This is a genomic window from Actinopolymorpha singaporensis (assembly GCF_900104745.1).
Taxonomy (GTDB): Bacteria; Actinomycetota; Actinomycetes; order Propionibacteriales; family Actinopolymorphaceae; genus Actinopolymorpha; species Actinopolymorpha singaporensis.
Genome location: NZ_LT629732.1, coordinates 5070913 through 5088267 on the forward strand (window position 1 = coordinate 5070913; position 17355 = coordinate 5088267).

At 70.2% G+C, this 17355-nt stretch carries 11 protein-coding genes; 3 read left to right on the forward strand and 8 right to left on the reverse strand.

What is annotated here, in order from left to right; genetic code table 11:
• The first annotated feature begins 23 nt into the window (after positions 1-23).
• Together eno and BLU27_RS22795 are read left to right on the forward strand one after the other, a co-directional pair.
• Complete coding sequence (eno, locus tag BLU27_RS22790; protein ID WP_092655705.1) at positions 24-1367, forward strand: phosphopyruvate hydratase; 1344 nt, start codon at positions 24-26, stop codon at positions 1365-1367.
• A gap of 251 nt (positions 1368-1618) precedes the next feature.
• Positions 1619-3529, forward strand: coding sequence for an HNH endonuclease signature motif containing protein (locus BLU27_RS22795; protein ID WP_241827584.1), 1911 nt, complete (start codon positions 1619-1621; stop codon positions 3527-3529).
• Between the two features lie 36 nt (positions 3530-3565).
• Here BLU27_RS22795 and BLU27_RS22800 read toward each other — a convergent pair whose 3' ends face one another.
• The gene (locus BLU27_RS22800) at positions 3566-3766 is read right to left on the reverse strand and encodes a hypothetical protein (protein ID WP_092658092.1); all 201 of its coding nucleotides are present in this window, start codon (positions 3764-3766) and stop codon (positions 3566-3568) included.
• Between the two features lie 46 nt (positions 3767-3812).
• Between BLU27_RS22800 and BLU27_RS29300 the strand changes: the two genes are divergently transcribed.
• Positions 3813-4079 (forward strand): hypothetical protein, encoded by a 267-nt coding sequence (locus tag BLU27_RS29300; RefSeq protein WP_157728765.1) that lies wholly within the window; start codon positions 3813-3815, stop codon positions 4077-4079.
• A gap of 22 nt (positions 4080-4101) precedes the next feature.
• Here the strand turns inward: BLU27_RS29300 and BLU27_RS22810 are convergent, their stop codons facing one another.
• From BLU27_RS22810 to BLU27_RS22840, 7 genes are all read right to left on the reverse strand, one after another.
• Positions 4102-8634, reverse strand: coding sequence for a cation-translocating P-type ATPase (locus BLU27_RS22810; protein WP_092655706.1), 4533 nt, complete (start codon positions 8632-8634; stop codon positions 4102-4104).
• A 9-nt stretch (positions 8635-8643) separates the two neighbouring features.
• On the reverse strand, positions 8644-10038 hold the full coding sequence (gad, locus tag BLU27_RS22815) for a glutamate decarboxylase (protein ID WP_092655707.1): 1395 nt from the start codon (positions 10036-10038) through the stop codon (positions 8644-8646).
• A gap of 172 nt (positions 10039-10210) precedes the next feature.
• Positions 10211-11203: an ABC transporter permease gene (locus tag BLU27_RS22820; RefSeq protein ID WP_092655708.1), complete on the reverse strand. Its 993-nt coding sequence runs from the start codon at positions 11201-11203 to the stop codon at positions 10211-10213.
• A 31-nt stretch (positions 11204-11234) separates the two neighbouring features.
• Positions 11235-12131, reverse strand: coding sequence for a carbohydrate ABC transporter permease (locus BLU27_RS22825; RefSeq protein WP_092655709.1), 897 nt, complete (start codon positions 12129-12131; stop codon positions 11235-11237).
• Positions 12132-12231: 100 nt separating this feature from the next.
• Positions 12232-14034: a type 2 periplasmic-binding domain-containing protein gene (locus tag BLU27_RS22830; RefSeq protein ID WP_092655710.1), complete on the reverse strand. Its 1803-nt coding sequence runs from the start codon at positions 14032-14034 to the stop codon at positions 12232-12234.
• A 293-nt stretch (positions 14035-14327) separates the two neighbouring features.
• On the reverse strand, positions 14328-15059 hold the full coding sequence (locus BLU27_RS22835; RefSeq protein WP_092655711.1) for a GntR family transcriptional regulator: 732 nt from the start codon (positions 15057-15059) through the stop codon (positions 14328-14330).
• 207 nt (positions 15060-15266) lie between these two features.
• Complete coding sequence (locus BLU27_RS22840) at positions 15267-16910, reverse strand: GxGYxYP domain-containing protein (protein ID WP_092655712.1); 1644 nt, start codon at positions 16908-16910, stop codon at positions 15267-15269.
• Positions 16911-17355: the final 445 nt, after the last annotated feature.

Here is a 17355-nt window from a genome sequence, read left to right on the forward strand (position 1 = left end):
TCGACGCGCGAGAGGACATCCCCTTGGAAGCACGCCAAGCCTCGGCCATCGCCAGCGTCGTGGCCTGGGAGGCCCTGGACTCCAGGGGCCGGCCCACTGTCGCGTGTCGCGTCCAGCTCGGCGGCGGCGCCGTCGGCCGCGCGATCGTGCCGTCCGGCGCGTCGACCGGGGCGCACGAGGCGGTCGAACGCCGCGACGGCGGTGAGCGCTACGACGGCTGGGGCGTGCGCGGAGCCGTAGCAGCGGTCACCGGCGAACTCGGGCCCGCGGTCGCCGGCCTCGACGCCACCGACCGAGCGCAGGTGGACACCCGGCTGGAGGACGTCGACGGTACGCCCGACCTCGCCCGTACCGGCGCGAACGCCGTACTGGCGATTTCGCTGGCCTCGGCGCTGGCGGGGGCGCAGGCTCTGGGCCGTCCGCTGTGGCAGGTGCTCGCCGCCGGCGAACCCGGAGGAGTCTCGTCCCGCCGGACTCTCCTGCCGATGCCGATGGTCAACATATTCTCCGGCGGTGCACATGCCGCCGGAGCGGTGGACATTCAGGACGTGCTGGCCGTCCCGGTCGGAGCGGAGAGCTTCGCGCACGCGCTGGAGATCGTGGCCCGCGTACGCGCCGCGACCGCGGGCGTTCTCCGGCGGCGTGGGTTGTCGTCGGCGCTGGTGGCCGACGAGGGCGGGCTGTCGGCACCGTTGCCGGACAACGAGGCAGCCGTCGGCGTGGTCTGCGAAGGCATCGACGCGGCGAACCTGCGGCCCGGAGTCGACGTCGCGGTCGCTGTCGACCTCGCCGCCAGCCAGTTCGGCACCGCCCAGGGGCGCTACCACCTGCGCTGTGAGGACCGCGAACTCGACCGGGCGGAATGGCTCGGCCGGCTGGCCGCGTGGTGCGAGCGGTACCCGATCGTCTCGTTGGAGGACGTACTCCACGAGGACGACTGGGCGGGCTGGACCGAGGCGGTGACCGTCCTGCCCGACCAGTGCCAACTGCTCGGTGATGATCTGTTCGCAACGCACGTCGAGCGCGTCCGGGAGGGAATCGCCCGCAGGGCCGCGAACGCCGTTCTGGTCAAGCCCAACCAGGCCGGCACGCTCACCCGCGCCGAACGTGTCGTACGCGAGGCGCAGAGCGCTGGTCTGGGAACCGTCGTCAGCGCGCGGTCGGGCGACACCGAGGACACCTGGCTGGCCGACCTCGCCGTGGGCTGGCGTGCGGGGCAGGTCAAGGTGGGCTCGACCATGCGGTCCGAACGCACCGCCAAGTGGAACCGCCTGCTCGAGCTCGAGCACGACCTGGGTCGCAACGCGGTGCTGGCCGGCCCGGAGCTGTTCGGCCGTTCGACATCGGTGTCCGGCGTCCGGTCCTGACGGTCCTGACGGTCCTGACGGCGAGCTCACGGGCTGACCGAGCGGACCAAGCCGACCGAGCTGACAAGGCGGGCTTGACAGGCGATCTGGGTCGTACGCCCGGACTCCAGCACCTGGTCCGAACTCCCGTGACCTCCTGGGTACGGTCGGCCGATCCGGCGTCCGCGTAGATCGAAGGTGGCGTTGATTCCTCTTGTGGGTAAGGGGTTTCCCGCGCGCATGAGCCGATCTTGTTCGGTAGAATCGAACGCGTGAGCGATGGCGGTGAGTGCTTCGACGGCCACCTGGGCGGGCAGCCCGGTGGCCGTCGGGTGCTGCCCGCAGGGCTGGCGGAGATGTCGGCTGGTCCGCGGTTGGCAGTGCTGGTCGCCTCGGTGGACCGAAGCATGTGTAACGGGTTCGAGCTGGAGGAGTCGATCAAGGCACGGCGGCGGCTGATCTGCTGGCTGGAGGCTGAGTGCCTGTCCGATGTGAACGAGCTGGCCTACGCCGAGCCCGGCATGGTTGACGGCCCGGCCGGACGCAGGGTGACGCCGGATCCGATGACCCCGGAGGTCCTGGAGCCGTTGTTGGGGTGGACCGGCTACCGGGCGCACCAGTACGTGGCCCTGGCCGCCACCCTGCCCCGGCTGCCGCGGGTCCGTGAAGCTCTCGCGTCCGGTGGGCTGGAGCTCAACGATGTGCGGGTGATCGTGGACCGGATCACCGATGCCAAGCCCGACCTGTGGGCAGCCATCGAGGACGCACTGTTCCCCAAAGTCCTCGAACTGCGGGGCGGGTTGTTGCGGGCGAAGGTCGAAGCCGAGGTCGTCAAGGCAGACCCCGACGCCGCGGCCAAACGTCACCGGGCGGCCAGGTCCGGGCGGAACGTGGCGATCTGGGCCGCCGTCGACGGCGTCGCCGACCTCGCCATCCGCGGCCTGTCCGCAGACCAGGCCGCCGAAGCGTACGGCCACCTCGACGCCATCGCCCGCGCAGCCAAAGCAACCGGCGACACCCGCAGCCTCAGCCAACTCCGCGCCGACGTCGCCGCCGCCCTACTCACCGGCACCGCCGACATCAAAGACTGCTCCACCCCGAGACAAGCCGACCAGACGCACGGCGACACCGCTCAAGGCCGCGCCGAGCAGCACGAGGCCGAACAAGACCAGACCGAGCAGCACCAGGCCGAACGAACCGAAGGTGAATCCGAGCAGACGCCGGACGAACAGGGGCACTGTCCCATTCACCGCTACCCCGACCACGACCTGCACAGTGCCGGCTGTGACTGCGGCGACTGTGCTCCCGCCGGAACCGCAAACACCACCGCCCACTACACCCCCTGCCACTGCTCCACCGCCCACGACGCTGAAGCCCACGACGCCGCCGCGCGCGCCGCGGCCGCAGAGAATGCAACCGCTCGCACCATGGGGTCCAACACCTCCGGTCCCAACTCCGTTCTCCCCACCGCGGGTCAGATCCCGCGGCAGAACCGCAGACCCGATGAGCCGGCCGACTCACCGCCAGATGAAACGCCACCACCCCCGCAACCCGCATCACCTACACCGCCTTCGCCGCCCTGGTCCTCCTCACAGCCGAGCTGGGGGCCCATACGAACGCGCGCCAAAGTGCAGCTGAACATGCCGTTGACCACGCTGATGGGGCTGTCCGCCCAGCCCGGTGAGCTCGGCGGCTTCGGACCCGTCATCACCGAAGTCGCCCGCCGCATCGTCGCAAACCACCTCGACAACCCCGAAGCCAGACTCTCCGTCGGAGTCACCCACCCGGTCACCGGACGCCTACTGCACCTGCACCCCATCCCGGCAAGATTCCTCCGCGGGCTGCAGGCAGAACTCGTCCACGCCCGCGACCAACGCTGCGCATGGACCACCTGCAGGAGACCCGCCGCCACCTGCCACCTCGACCACAACACCGAACACCACCACGGCGGATCGACGTCCGTAGAGAACATCGCACCGCTCTGCCCACGCCACCACAAAACCAAAACCGACCGCAACTGGAAACTCCACCAGACCGGACCCGGCGAACACACCCCCACCGACCCCCACGGACGGCAATACCACAGCCGAACACCATCACTCACCGACCCGGTGGCACCAGCCCAACCGGCACCCGCCACCGCGAACACAAGAACGGCCGCGGATGACCTACCGCCGTTCTGAGCGTCTGCCGTCCCTGCGCCAACCAGGGTCCGGCGATCAGGCCGCCTCCTGCAGCGCCAGACCGAAGTCGCGCAGCAGCCGGTTGCGCTGGTCCTCCGCCAACAGGTGGCCCACCGAGATCACCGCCACCACCGGCCAGTCCACGATGCCCAGTGCGGCGACAGCAGCGAGGCCGGCGTAGAACGCGAGCCTCTCCGTCGCCGGCAGGGTGACCGGGCCGAAGACCGGCAGCGTCATCCTCACTGTGTGTTTGTCGATGGCGTGCTCGGCCGCGCCAAGGCGGTTGAACCGGGGTGTACGACGGGCAGGGGTCGGCGCCTTCGGACTGCCCGACGTCGGCGCTCTGGTCCCGCTCGTGGTGGTCTTCTTCGCGGCGGTCTTCTTCGCGGCGGCCTTCCGGGCGGTGGTCTTCTTCGCGGTGGCCTTCCGGCCGGTGGTCTTCTTCGCGGCGGTCTTCCGGGTGGCCCGGGCGCTCGGTGCGGTGCCGGCTGTCGTCGGCGCAGCGGTCACGGTCCTCACCTCCGTCGCGTACGGGTTCTGCACACCCTAGGCAGCGCGGCGTCCCGGCGACCTCACCCAGGCTGGGTGAGCGGACCGGCGAACCCACCCGAAAATCCGCCCGAAAACCGGCGAACGGCCATCTCGGTCAGTCCCTCCAGGCCGGTGCCCAGAGCCGTTCCGACACCGGCGGCGCCGAGCGCAGTGGCCCAGCCGACCGGACCGAGCGGCCGGCAACCGAAGAAGTGGCTGAGTCCGGGCACCTGGACCACCGTGGCCAGGCCGAGCCAGGACGCCGCACCGGCGCCGACGACCAGCGGGCTGCGCCACCCGGTCACGATGGTCTGTCCGAGCTGGGCGCCGACCATCGACACCAGGGCGATGGTGCCGGCTCGGCCCGGCGTACCCGTGGCCCTCCCGACCACCCAGCCGGCCGACGCCGCGACCGCGGTGGCGCCTGCCCGGATGGCGACGTCGCGGGCCAGTCGGCTTCCGAGCGAGGCGTCGGGACCCTCGTGCAGCAACGCCTCCGGGGTGAGGTGGGCGGGTGGCCGGATCGCCAGCGCCATCGCGGGGAGTACGTCGGTGAACAGGTTGACCAGCAGCAACTGCCGGGCGTTCAACGGGGACCCGCTCGGTGAGAGCAGCCCGGCCCCGAGGGTGAACGCCGTCTCCCCGAGGTTGCCGCCCACCAGGACGGCGATCGCGTCCCGTACCGACGCCCACATCGCCCGGCCCTCGACGATCGCGTCGGTGATGGTCTCCAGCCGGTCGTCGGTGACCACCAGGTCGGCGGCCTCCCGGGCGGCGGTGGTGCCGTGGCGGCCGAGGGCGATTCCCACGTCGGCGAGCCGGATCGCCGGTGCGTCGTTCGAGCCGTCACCGGCCATCGCGACCGTACGGCCGATGGACTGCAGCGCCTGGACCACGCGTACCTTCTGCGCCGGCGTCACCCGAGCGACCACCGACACCCCGGGCAGTACGGCGGCCAGCGAGGCGTCGTCGTGGCCGTCCAGGTCGGTGCCGGTGAGTACGCGCCCGCCGTCGAGGATGCCGAGCTCGGCGGCGATCGAGCCGGCCGTCGTCGGGTGGTCGCCAGTGAGCATCACCACGTCGACTCCGGCCCGGCGCAGCAACGCGACCGCCTGTGCGGAGGTCGGCCGCACCTGGTCGGCGAGGGCGAGGAACCCGAGCAGGTCCAGGCGTTCCACCCGGTCCTCGGTGAGGTCGCGCCGGCCGGACGCGGCCCGCTCGGCGACCGCGAGCACCCGGAATCCCTGCCCGGCAAGGCGATGTACCTTCGCCTCCACCTTCGCCCGCTCCGCCTCGTCCAGCGGACGTACGTCGGCACCGCGGCGCCATCCTCGGCACTTCGGGATCACGATCTCCGGCGCGCCCTTCACCACCAGCCGCTGCCCGTGGTCGGTCGCGCCGAGCGCCGCGTGATAGCCGCGGCCGGACTCGAAGGGTACGTCGTCGACCAGCGTCCAGCCCGCCGCGCCGGTGTCCGCCCGTACGCCCACCTCCAGCGCGGCGTCCACCACCGCCCGGTCGGTCGGGTGTGCGGGCACCTCCCCCGCGACATGCTCGGGGCTGGCCCGCAACCCGGCCGCCAGCACCAGGGCTCCCCGGTCGCCGAGCTGGTCCAGTGACTCCTCGTCGACGCCGTCCGAGACCCGCCGCAGCCGGATCCTCCCCTCGGTGAGCGTTCCCGTCTTGTCCATCAGCAGGGTCGTCACCCGGCCGAGCGTCTCCACCGTCGGCGGGTGGCGGACCAGCGCGTTCCGGGTGGACAGCCGGCGCGCGGACGCCAGTTGCGCCACGGTCGCCACCACCGGAAGCCCTTCCGGCACGGACGCCACCGCCAGGCTCACGGCCGTGCCGAGGGTGTCGCGAAGTCTGCGCCCGCGCAGCAGGCCCACACCGACCAGCGCCGCGCCGCTGCCCAGCGACACCGGAACAGTCAACCGCACAAGGCGGTTCAGGCGTTCCTGGACGCCGCCGCCGACGGGCCGGTGGGCCGCCACCGCGCGGGTACCCCGGCCCGCCTCGGTCTCCGCACCGGTCGCCACGACGACCGCGGACGTACGACCCGCCGCCACCACCGTCCCGTCGTACACCATGCTGGAACGGTCGGCGACATCCGCGGCGGCGCACGGCTCGGCGCTCTTGCCGACCAGCTGCGACTCGCCGGTCAGGCTGGACTCGTCGGTCTCCAGCGCACGCTCGGTGAGGATGCGGGCGTCGGCGGGCACGGCGTCACCCGCGCGCAGGACCACCACGTCACCGGGCACGAGCTGGTCGGCCGGCACCTCCACCTCCTGCCCGTCGCGCCGGACCCGTACCCGGGCCGCGCTGGTGTCGGCCAGTCGCCGCACCGCGCGGTCGGTGCCCACCCGCTGCATGCCGCCGATGACGGCGTTCACTCCCATCACCGCACCGATCAGCGCCGCGTCGGACACCGAACCGGTCGCCGCGGCGACCCCGGCTCCGGCCGCGAGAGTGGGGGTGAGCGGGTTGGCCAGCTCCTCCAGGCCGGCGCCGAGAAGGTTCGCGGGGTGTTCGTCGCCGTCCGCCGAGGTGGCCGGGAGCCGGGCGGCCGCCTCCTGCGCGGTGAGGCCCCGCGGGGTGCTGCGCAGCCGGCGCAGCGCGGCCGAAGCATCCAGGGCGTGCCAGTGGTTGCGGTCGGTGCGTACGGGCTCCGGTCGGCGGGCCAGCGCGGCGGCCGACCAGGTGCCGGAGACGAAACCCGCCGCGGCGGCGACGTTGACACCGATCAGGGCACGCTCGGTGGCACCGCCCGCGGGGCCGAGCGCGGCGAGCAGGGCGCCGGTGACCGAGCCGTAACCCGCCAGCAGCGCGCCGCGCCGGGACACCGCTTTCGCCGCGGTCGCTGCGTCCAGCAGCAGACAGGCGTCCGACAGCCCCGGTCCGCTGAGCAGGTGGGCGCCCCACGGTGGCCGGTGCCCGGGCAGCGGTACGCCGATGCCGCAGTCGGCGGCCGCGAGCGCGGCACCCGGACCGGCTCCGACCAGCGCGACCACCCGGCCCTCGGCCTGTAGCGCACGAACCGCGCCGGGCAGCCGGTTCCCCGCGGGAAGGACGCGCTCGACGCCGAGCCGTCCGGCCACGCCGCTCCCCCGCCCAGCGACCATCACCTCACCCGCGCCGCCCGAGGCCGCCACCAGGGCGTCGGCCAGCGGCGCGAACTCCGGCTCCGCCGCCAGCACCGCGACCAGCTCGCCCGCACGCACCAGCCCCAGCGCCACCGCGCCCCGGCCGGCCAGCCGGCGTGCGGCTGCCCGTGCCGCCGCCGGAAGCGACCCCAGGAGGCGAGTCAGTTCGGCCAGCGGGCCGAGCGTCCACTCGCCCTCCCGGTGCACGGTCCGCGGCACGGTGGGGTCGAAGAGCGACTCGGCGCGCAGCCGCAGCCGGGCCTCACCCGCCGTCCCGGTGCCGTCGGGACGGTGCCCGTCCCCACTGTGCCCGGCGGTCCCTACGTTGCCTGGCGGTTCCGCCGAGCCCTCCCCGCACACCGTCAGCGGGCCGAGGACGAAACCGTCGGTACGCAGGACGGCGGCGTCCAGCACCACGGTGTCGACGCGGTCCAGCCGGCGCAGCGCCTCCGGGTCCAGGCACAGCGTGCCCCGAGCTGCCAACGCGCGGTTTACACCGGTCGCGAACGCCTCCCGGGCCACCCGGCCCGCCTTGGGGATCCCGGCTCCGACCAGAGCGATGGTCCGCCGCGGGTCACGGGTGGCCAGGAAGGTGGCACCGGCCCCCACCACCGACGCCAGCCCGGCGACGTCGGCCAGGCGTTCCACCGGACCCGGCGGCAGCGGCTCCGGCCGCGGCGGCAACGCCAACGGCGGCGTCCGCTGCCCGTCGTCGGCCGCGCTCAGCTCCGCCTCCCGCCCGGCCCAGACCTGCCGGCGACGCCCGGCCTCGTCGGCCAGCACCAGCCGCTGGGCGGCGTCGACGAGCAGCCCGAGCGGCCCCTGGGCAAGGCCCTGCGTGACCGCGTTCCCGGCAGCCAGCGTGAGGTCGGCCGCAGCTCGGCCGAGGAGGCGTTCCCACTCCCGTCGCAGCCGCGGGGTGGAGTCGATCAGGCTGACGAGGGTCGGCACCTCCGCGGGCAGCCGGGCGATCCGCAGCGCCCGGCCGGCGACGCTGAACCCCAATGCGGCGACGTCTGCGCCGAACGCGAGCAGCTGCCTCCGGCGCGGCTCCACGTCACCTGGATGGTCCGGGCGCTGCGGGAAGGGTTCATCGGCCAGCCCGTGCCGACGCTCCACGGCCGCGACGGCGGCCAGAACCTCGGCGAGGAACTCGGCCAGGGCCTCACCGTTCTGGCCGTCGCCTGTGTGGTCGCCGTACTCCACGACCAGCCGGCCCAGCACCGCGTTCACCCACGCCCGGCGCACGCCGGGCAGCACCTTCACCGCATGCTCGAACTCCTCGGCCAGGTGCCCGCCGCCTGGCCGGTCGACTCCCCGTACCTCGACATGCGCCCGGCCGTTGCCCACCCACCACCGCCGGGCGGTCCGGCCCCGGCGGGGCACCGCGGACACCAGTCCGGCAGCGAGGTCCGGAACACGCAGGGACATCAGCCGCGCTCAGTGGTGGAAGGAGGAGGTCGTACGGCCCTCGGCCGGCATCCGCTCGCGCAACCGGTCCAGGAACTTCACTCCGTCCGCCACGTCGTCCAGCAGCAGGTGGGCGAGGTCGCCCGACAGGCCGTTGCGTACGACGATCCGCATCACCACCACGTCCTCGCGGTTCTTCGGCAGCGGGTACGCCGGCACCATCCAGCCGCGGGCGCGCAGCCGGTTGGACAGGTCGTACAGGTCCCAGTTGCCGGTGTGGCCGTCGGCCAGCCGCCAGCAGACCACCGGCAGGTCGACGCCCGGCCACATCACCTCGAACGCCCGCATGCCGGCGAGCCCGTGGGCGATGGTCTCGGCCACGTCGTGGGTGGCCTGCTGCACTCTGGTGAACCCGCGCCGGCCCAGCCGCAGGAAGTTGTAGTACTGCAGCAGCACCTGTGCACCGGGCCGGGAGAAGTTCAGGTTGAAGGTGCTCTCCTGCCCGCCCAGGTAGGCCACCTTGAACACCAGCTCCTCCGGCACGAACTCCTTCGTCCGCCACACCGCCCAACCCACACCTGGGTAGACCAGGCCGTACTTGTGGCCGGAGGCGTTGATGGAGTGCACCCGGTTGAGCCGGAAGTCCCAGCGCAGAGTGGGATGCAGGAACGGCGCCACGAACCCGCCGGAGGCTGCGTCCACGTGCACCGGTACGTCGAGCCCGGTGCGTTGGTGCAGGTCGTCGAGCGCCGCCGCGATGTCGGCCACCGGCTCGTACGCTCCGGTGTAGGTGATCCCGAGGACGGCCACCACACCGATGGTGTTCTCGTCCACCACCTCGAGCACGCCCTCCGGGGTGAGGCACGGCCGCTCGGCGGTGACCGGGACGTACCTCGGCTCCACCTCCCAGTAGTTGGCGAACTTCTCCCACACCACCTGAACCGCGGAGCTGAACACGATGTTCGGCCGGTCGGCCGGCTTGCCCTGGGCGGCGCGGGCCCGCTGCCATCGCCGCTTGAGCGCGAGCCCGCTCAGCATGCACGCCTCCGAGGACCCCACCGTCGAGGTGCCCAGCGCCGCGTGGCTGTCCGGGGCGTGCCAGAGGTTGGCGATGATGTGGACGCAGCGGTCCTCGATCGCCGCGGTGAGGGGGTACTCGTCCTTGTCGACGATGTTCTTGTCCGCCGCCTCGGCGTAGAGCTGTTCGGCCTCGCGTTCCATCCAGGTGGTCACGAACGTCGCGAGGTTCTGCCGGGCGTTTCCGTCCAGCAGGATCTCGTCGTGGATCAGCTGGTACGCCGTCTCCGGCAGCATCTCGTCGGTGCCCAGCGAGTACCGCGGCACCCGCCGCTCGCCCTGCCGCGCAAAGAGGGGGTTGACAGGCAACTCGTCCGGCAACCGAAGCGAGGTACGGCGATAGCGCATGGCATCCCTCTCCCCCACCGGCGGCTGCCCCACGCCGGAGCACGCCCGAGCACGGACTCCCGACCAGGGTGACCAGCTCGTGGCCACCCTGGCCAGGGCCCAACGTCCGCCAGTCGGGGACCTCCGGCGGGTGTGCCCCGCCGAGGGGCGGGCGGGGGCTACCCGCGCCGGCTCACCACAGGCTGGACTTCGCGAACCTGCGGGCGAGCTGGTTGGCCGCGATCAGCAGCACCAGGCCGACCACCGAACGGAACAACCCGATCGCCGCGGCGTAGGAGAACAGCGGCACGTCGGAGGCCAGGCCGACCTTGTAGACGTAGGTGTCGATCACTTCCGAGGAGGACAGGTTGAGGTTGTTCTGCATCAGCAGAACCTTCTCGAACCCGATGCTCAGGATCGAACCGATGTTGAGAATCAGCAGGATCACGGCGATCGGCGCGATACCGGGCAGGTCGATGTGCCAGATGCGCTTCAGCTTCGTCGCTCCGTCGACGATCGCCGCCTCGTGCAACTCGGGGTCGATGCCGGCCAGTGCGGCCAGGTAGATGATCGCGGAGAAGCCCAGGCTCTGCCACACGCCCGACCAGACGTAGATGTGCCGGAACAGGCCGGGGTCGCCCATGAAGTCGGTCGGTGAGATCCCGAACAGTCCGAGCAGGTTGTTGACCATGCCGATGCGCGGGTCAAGCAGCACGAAGAGCATGCCGACGATCACCACGGTGGAGATGAAGTGCGGTGCGTACGTCACCATCTGCACCGTGCGCTGGAACCAGCGGACCCGCACGTAGTTGAGTGCGAGCGCGAGGACGATCGGCAGCGGGAAGGTCGCCACCAGCTCGTACGCCTGCAGGACGACGGTGTTCCGGATCACCGGCCAGAACTGGTACGACTCGATGAACCGGGTGAAGTTGTCGAACCCGACCCACGGGCTCCCGGTGATGCCCTGGACGACGTTGTAGTTGCGGAAGGCGATCTGCACGCCGTACATCGGCCAGTACTGGAAGATGATGATGTAGACGACCGGCAGCAACAGCATGAGGTAGAGCTGCCAGCCGTGCCCGATCCGCCGGAGCGTCATCTCCAGGCGCGACCGCCGATCGAACCGCGTCGGCCCACGCTGACCGGACTCCGCGATCTCCCGGCGGTCGGTAAGTGTGTCTGTCACGTCGTACTCCCGTCCGTTCTCTGGAGACCGGTCAGCCCTTGAGCGAGCCGATCATCACGCCCTTGACGAAGTGCCGCTGCACGAACGGATACGCCAGCAGCGGCGGGACGCTGGCGATCACGATCAACGAGTACTTCAGCAGGTCCCGCAGTTCCTGGACCCGCATCAGTTCCGCGGCGTCCTGGATCTGGGAGGGGTCGATGGAGTTCTTCACCAGGACCTCGCGCAACACCAGCTGCAGTGGGAACAGCGACTCGTCGGTGAGGTAGATGAGGGCGTTGAAGAACTGGTTCCAGTGCCCAACCGCGTACAGAAGCGCGTTGACCGCGATGATCGGCTTCGACAGCGGCAGCACGATCCGGGTGAAGAACCTGAAGTCGTCACACCCGTCGATGCGGGCCGCCTCCAGCAACTCGTGCGGGATCGTCACCTGGTAGTAGGTCCGGGTGATGATCATGTTCCACACCGCCATCGCGGTCGGCAGGATCAGCGCCCAACGGGTGTTGAGCAGCCCCAGTTCGTGGACCACGAGGTACGTCGGGATCATGCCGCCGCTGAACAGCATGGTGAAGACGAACAGGAACATGAAGCCGTTGCGGCCGTACAGGTCCCGCCTCGACAACGGGTAGGCCGCGAGCAGCGTCATGGTCACGTTGATCAGCGTGCCGACCACCGCGTAGAAGACCGAGTTGAGGAAACCGGTGACGATCGACTTGTACTCGAAGATCGCCTTGTATCCCTCGAGGTTGAAGTCCACCGGCCACAACCACACCTGCCCGGAGCTGATCGCCTGGGCCGAGCTGAACGACGCGCTGAGGATGTAGACCAGCGGATACAGCACGGCTACCAGGAACAACCCCAGGACGGCGATGTTGCAGACGTTGAAGATCCGGTCGGACCGGGTCTCCTTCAGTGCCGTCACCGCCATACTCACATTCCTCCTCGTTCACGAGCCGGTCGGTGCGGACGGGTCACCGGGGGCACTCCGGCGACCCGCCCGCACCGAGTCTGGGTTGGCCGACGCGGGCCTACTTGTACTTCGCCTCGTACGCCTTCTGGTTGATGTCGACGTACTGCGGGGTCCCCATCCGCTCCAGGGTCGACAGGTAGTTCTTCCACGCGGCGTCGTCGTCGACGTTCCACTGACCGAGGACGAACTTCGACAGGGACTGCTTGACATAGTTGGAGAGCGTGAGGCTGAGCTCGCCGGTCTGCGCGGCCTGCTCCTCGTCGAGGTACAGCGGCGGAAGCTGGACCGACTTGTCGATCTTGTCCGCGTAGTAGGCCTGCTTGCTCTCCTCGTACAACGGCTTCTCGAACGTCGGGTTCTTCGGGTCGGCCACCTCACCGAGGCGGTAGTCGTTGGAGCGGTAACCCAGTCCCAGCTGACCCCACCACTGGCCGTCGGGCGGCGGCCAGGTGCCGAGGGTGGTCCACACGGCCTGCTTGCCGTTGATGCCGACCTCACCCTTCTTCGCCCAGCGCCAGCCCTTGTCCAGGTCGCCGCTGTAGGCGCGCATGATGGACTCCAGCTCGTACTGCCCGTCGGCCCACTGCACCGCGACGGCGGGGTTCTTGCACGCCTTGGTCACGACGAACGCGCCACCGGTGACGGCGCCGTAGTAGTTCCAGGTCGCGTGCCGCTGTCCGTCCGGCCCCTTCGGGATGGGTACGGCAACGTAGTCGCGCCAGCGTGCCTTGGGGTCGTCGTCGTTCAGGGTGGCGAAGCTGCCCCAGTACCACGTTCTGGTCGCGCCCAGGATCGGTTCGCCCTTGTGGTCACCGACGCGCCGCAGCTGGTCTCCGTCCTGGGTGAACGACTGCCGCGCGAGCAGGCCCTGCTTGTACAGCTTGTTCATGTACCGCAGGCCCTCGCGCCACTCCGGCTTGTTGAAGGTCACGTCGACCTTGCCGTCGTTCAGCACCAGCCACGGCTCGCCCGGGTTGTACATGAACGGGCTCATGAAGTACGTGTCCAGCGCGTCGTCCTTGCTGGACATCAACGGCACCTCGTCGCGCTTGCCGTTGCCGTTGGGGTCGCGGTCCTTGAATGCCTTCAGGACCGCCTCGAACTCGTCCAGCGTCTGGGGCATGTCCAGGCCCAGCTTGTCCAGCCAGGGCTTGTAGATCCACATCCGCTGGTTGCCGCAGTTGCAGTGGAAGCAGTCGTTGACGTACGGCATCGAGTAGATGTTGCCGTCGGTGGAGGTGAGGAGGCTCTTGGCGTCCGGGTAGTCCTTGAAGATCCGCTTGGTCTCGACGGTGTACTCGTCGATCAGCTTGTTCAGCGGCACGAACAGCCCCTGCGACCCGTACAGCAGCTGCTGGGCGTTGGTGAAGTTGATGTTCATGAAGACGTCGGGGATGTCCCCGGAGGCGATCATCGCGTTGACCTTGGTCATCGCGTCGTCCCCGCCGGCCACCACCTGCCACTTGATGGCCACGTTGGTGGTCTTCTCGTACCACTTGGTGTAGTCGTTCTTGGCCCAGTCTCCGACCGAGACGTTCTGCGGCACGACGACCCGCAGCGTCACCTTCTCCTTGACCAGCATCGCCTTCTTCGACGCGCGCGGGCCGACGTATCCCTCCGGATAGATCACGTCGGGATTCGGCGTGGTCTTCGGTCCGCCCTTGGCCGCCAAGGGATCCTTGACAGCAGCGTCCTTGGAGCCGCCGTCCCCGCCACTGCTGCACGCGGCGAGAACCGGGCCCGCGGCGGCCGCCGACAATCCCACGCCGACCGCCCGGGTGACGAACTGTCGCCGGGACGAGCCCTGGCTGTGTTCCGGCCCTGCCAACGGGCTCGCCTCGGGCCTTTCATCTACCGCCATTGCACTTACTCCTCTGCACCCAGGAACGATGAACTGCCGCCCTCCGCGTCGGGCGGGCCGGTTGGAGCGAATCCGGCGGGCCGGACCGATCCGGTCCGCCGGCGCAGGCACCGAAGAAGTGAGCGCGCGGGTACGGCGTTCACGAATTCGGCAAGTGTCGAACATCCCCGTGGAAACAACGTGAACCGTGTAGGAACCAACAGCCGGGAAAGCGATTGCCAGATTCGGTCGTTCAGCTGCGACGAGAGCCTAGAGTCTGCGCCGCACCGAGGACCTGGGAAGCTGCCGCATCTTCAGCCGCCTCCCACGCTCGGGCGATCAGAACTCCTGTCGTACAAGGGCGCTAGCCTGGACCTGGAGGCTTCCAGGTGCGTCCGCATGGCGGTCTCGGCGGCGTCGGCGTCGCCGCTGGTGATGGCACTGACGAGGGCTCGGTGTTCGCGTAAGGCGGCCGACCCCATCCCCGCCCCGTAGTTGAGGCGGATGATGTGCAGATGACAGTGCGTTCTGGTGAACGCCGCCCGCATCCGGACGTTGCCTCCGAGTTGCTGGATGAGGTCGTGCAACCGGTGGTCGTGCGAGGCCATCCGTTGGTAGTCCTGGTAGGACGTTCCCTTCGGCGCACTGGGTGTCGAGGCCAGCTCCTTGGTGAGGAGCGCGGCCTTGTCGTCGTCGATCGCGGCGGCGGCGTGGGCGGCCGCCCACGGCTCCACCACGAACCGGAACTCGAAGAGGTCCTCGAACTCCGCCTTGCTGAGCAGTGGCGCGGTCGAGTAGCCCCGGAAGGGCTCCTTGATGACCAGCCCCTCCGACTCCAGCCGGACCAGCGCCTCGCGGACCGGTGACTGGGAGACCTCCAGTGCACGTGCCGCCTCGTCGATGTTGATCCGGGCGCCCTGGTTGTAGACGCCGTCCATGATCATTTCCTTGAGCGCTTCGTAGACGCCCTCGGCGAGGTTCTGCCGCCTGGGCAGCACGACGTTCCCACCTCGCCCACCCAGTGACACCCGTGCACGTGCGCCCATGCCGCGCTCTTTTCAGGTAAGGAGCATCGAGACTTCAGGTAGGCCCCGCGAAGGGCTTGAGAAGAAGAAGCGCGTTCGAGGAGAACCCTCGATCGTGGACACACGATCCTATAGCCGACACGATCGCGCAATCCCCATTCGGCGATTGCCCCGCGCGCTTCCGTTTTCGGACGCCGCCCGCCCGGCAGGCGGCATCCGGCAGGACGCTCAGCGGTGCACGTTCGCGGCCATCATCCGTACGAGCACGTCCGGCGTCACCACCCGTACGTGTGGCGCCAGCTGGTTGACGACCGACCGCACGTCGTCCACACTCTTGCTCCACGCGTGCCAGATCACCAACGAGTACGCGTCGACGCTGGTGGGATCGCGGCCCGCGTCGTTCACCGTCGCGGCCACACTGGCCTCGTCGGCGCCGGACAGCCCCTGCCACAACATGGCGCGCGGAGCGACGACCGGCTTGTCGTTCACCCACACCACCCGGCCACGTCCGGCGTCGTAGCGGGAGTACTCGAGATACACCAGTCCCTCGATCTGGTCGTGGCGCAGGTAACTCGACCACAGCGACGTGTCGTCCATCGACTCGAAGTCGAGGATCTGCACGACGCCGAGGTCGGCCCGGCGCATCTGGCCGGCCAGCCGGTCGGTGTGCAGGTCGAGGTCGGCCCTCGGGTACCTGCTGGGATAGAGGTAGCCGCCACCGGAGGGGCCGACCACGAACCGGTCGCGGTGCTCACCGTCGGCCGCGTGGTCGTAGTACCACCGGAGCACCGAGGGCGCGAGGTCGACCAGTCCCGGCGCGACGGCCCAACCGAGGTCGAGGGACCCGCGCGACGGACTGCCGTACCACCTGCGATCGCTCTGGAAGTCGCCGAGCAGCCACTGCACGTTGTCTCCGTCGGTGACGAGGAACGCCACGTGGTGGGTGCCCTGCGGCGGTGCCGGCACTTCGTCAAGCGGATGTTGACGCACGGAGTCGAGGGTGATTCCGGACAGTGGCGCGAGGTTGCGGGCGTGGTCGGCGGCGATCGTCCGGACGCCGGCTCGGGAGGAGACGGAGACGAACGCGTCCTCCCCCTTGGACGCGTCACCCCAGCCGATCACGGCCGCGTCCGGATCCAGGTCGCCCACGACCTCGGCGCGGAAGTCGGAGTTGCCGTCGAAGAACACGAACGCGCCGGCCATGGTGGCGTAGTCACGCAGCTGGTTGGCGAAGTCCGCCTTCTGCTCGATCGCGACGTCGTGGCGCAGCCGGTTCCAGAACGTGTTCTTCACCCAGTGGTCGTCCCGCCCACGCACGTCGAGGACCCGCCGCATCCGGTGGGCACGTACCGACGGCTCCAGGCTCTCCTCCACCGCGACGGCCCCGAGGAGACCGGCCACGCTGGTAGCCACGTTGACCGACCCGTCGCCGTCGCGGTAGAGGACGTAGCGGTCCAGCGTCCGCCCGGCCGTGCCCGGCCGCGCGAAGCGGTCGACCAGCTCCCAGGCGCCGGCCGCCTCGACCACCTCCACGTCGTAGCGGTCGGCAAGGTCTGCCAGCCACACCGGATACCCGACGCCGGGCACGTCGACGTAGATCCCCTCAGAGCCCGAGTACGGCCGGGGGCGCGCCAGTTGGCCCTGCAAGGTCGCGACGAGCACGCGTTCGGCCGGGCTCAGAGCTCCCTCCCTGACGGCGTGCAGCCGGGTCGGCCGTACGCCCTTCGGGAACAGGCTGCGTGACCCCCCTGCCGCCTGCGCGGAAGGCGGCCGGGCCAGGTCGACCGCACCCAGGCCTAGGACACCGGCACCCGCCCATGCCATCCGACTCATCGCCTGCCGCCGGGAGATCCCGGACCGTGCCTCGGTCATCGCGAACGGTTCCCTTCGTCGCCTCCGGTCGGGGTCGCTCGCACAGTAATGATCTTCGTTCCGAGGTCACCAGCGTTCGTCCCATGTCGGACGACCAGAACGCCGCGACACACCGGATGTTGGGTTGCATCGGATTGAGAACCACAACATGTAGTCTCTCCGTGCTGGTGATCGCGGCGGATGCGTGACGCGCGACGCGTGCCCGAGGCCGCCGGCACTTCTTTGGACCTGCGGTCGGCGCACGCCCCCACACGGGCGTACGCCGATCCGACGGCCGCGAGGGTAAATGGTCATGCAGGGCGGGTACGGGCGCAGTGAGCCCGACGCCCCCCGCGTGACCTGCACAGGCCTGGGTCGACCCGGCGCCGCACCACCGGCGCCGGTTGACCCCGCTCGCCTTTCGCGGCCGGAGGCCGACGTCATTCCGCTCGCGAGGAGAGAGAGC

What these genes read in the sequence shown, in the direction of transcription:
- BLU27_RS22825 (WP_092655709.1), bottom strand. Translation starts at nt 12,131, where the DNA reads ATGGCGGTGACGGCACTGAAGGAGACCCGGTCCGACCGGATCTTCAAC.
- gad (WP_092655707.1), bottom strand. Translation starts at nt 10,038, where the DNA reads ATGCGCTATCGCCGTACCTCGCTTCGGTTGCCGGACGAGTTGCCTGTC.
- BLU27_RS22835 (WP_092655711.1), bottom strand. Translation starts at nt 15,059, where the DNA reads ATGGGCGCACGTGCACGGGTGTCACTGGGTGGGCGAGGTGGGAACGTC.
- BLU27_RS22840 (WP_092655712.1), bottom strand. Translation starts at nt 16,910, where the DNA reads ATGACCGAGGCACGGTCCGGGATCTCCCGGCGGCAGGCGATGAGTCGG.
- BLU27_RS22800 (WP_092658092.1), bottom strand. Translation starts at nt 3,766, where the DNA reads ATGACGCTGCCGGTCTTCGGCCCGGTCACCCTGCCGGCGACGGAGAGG.
- BLU27_RS22810 (WP_092655706.1), bottom strand. Translation starts at nt 8,634, where the DNA reads ATGTCCCTGCGTGTTCCGGACCTCGCTGCCGGACTGGTGTCCGCGGTG.
- BLU27_RS22830 (WP_092655710.1), bottom strand. Translation starts at nt 14,034, where the DNA reads ATGGCGGTAGATGAAAGGCCCGAGGCGAGCCCGTTGGCAGGGCCGGAA.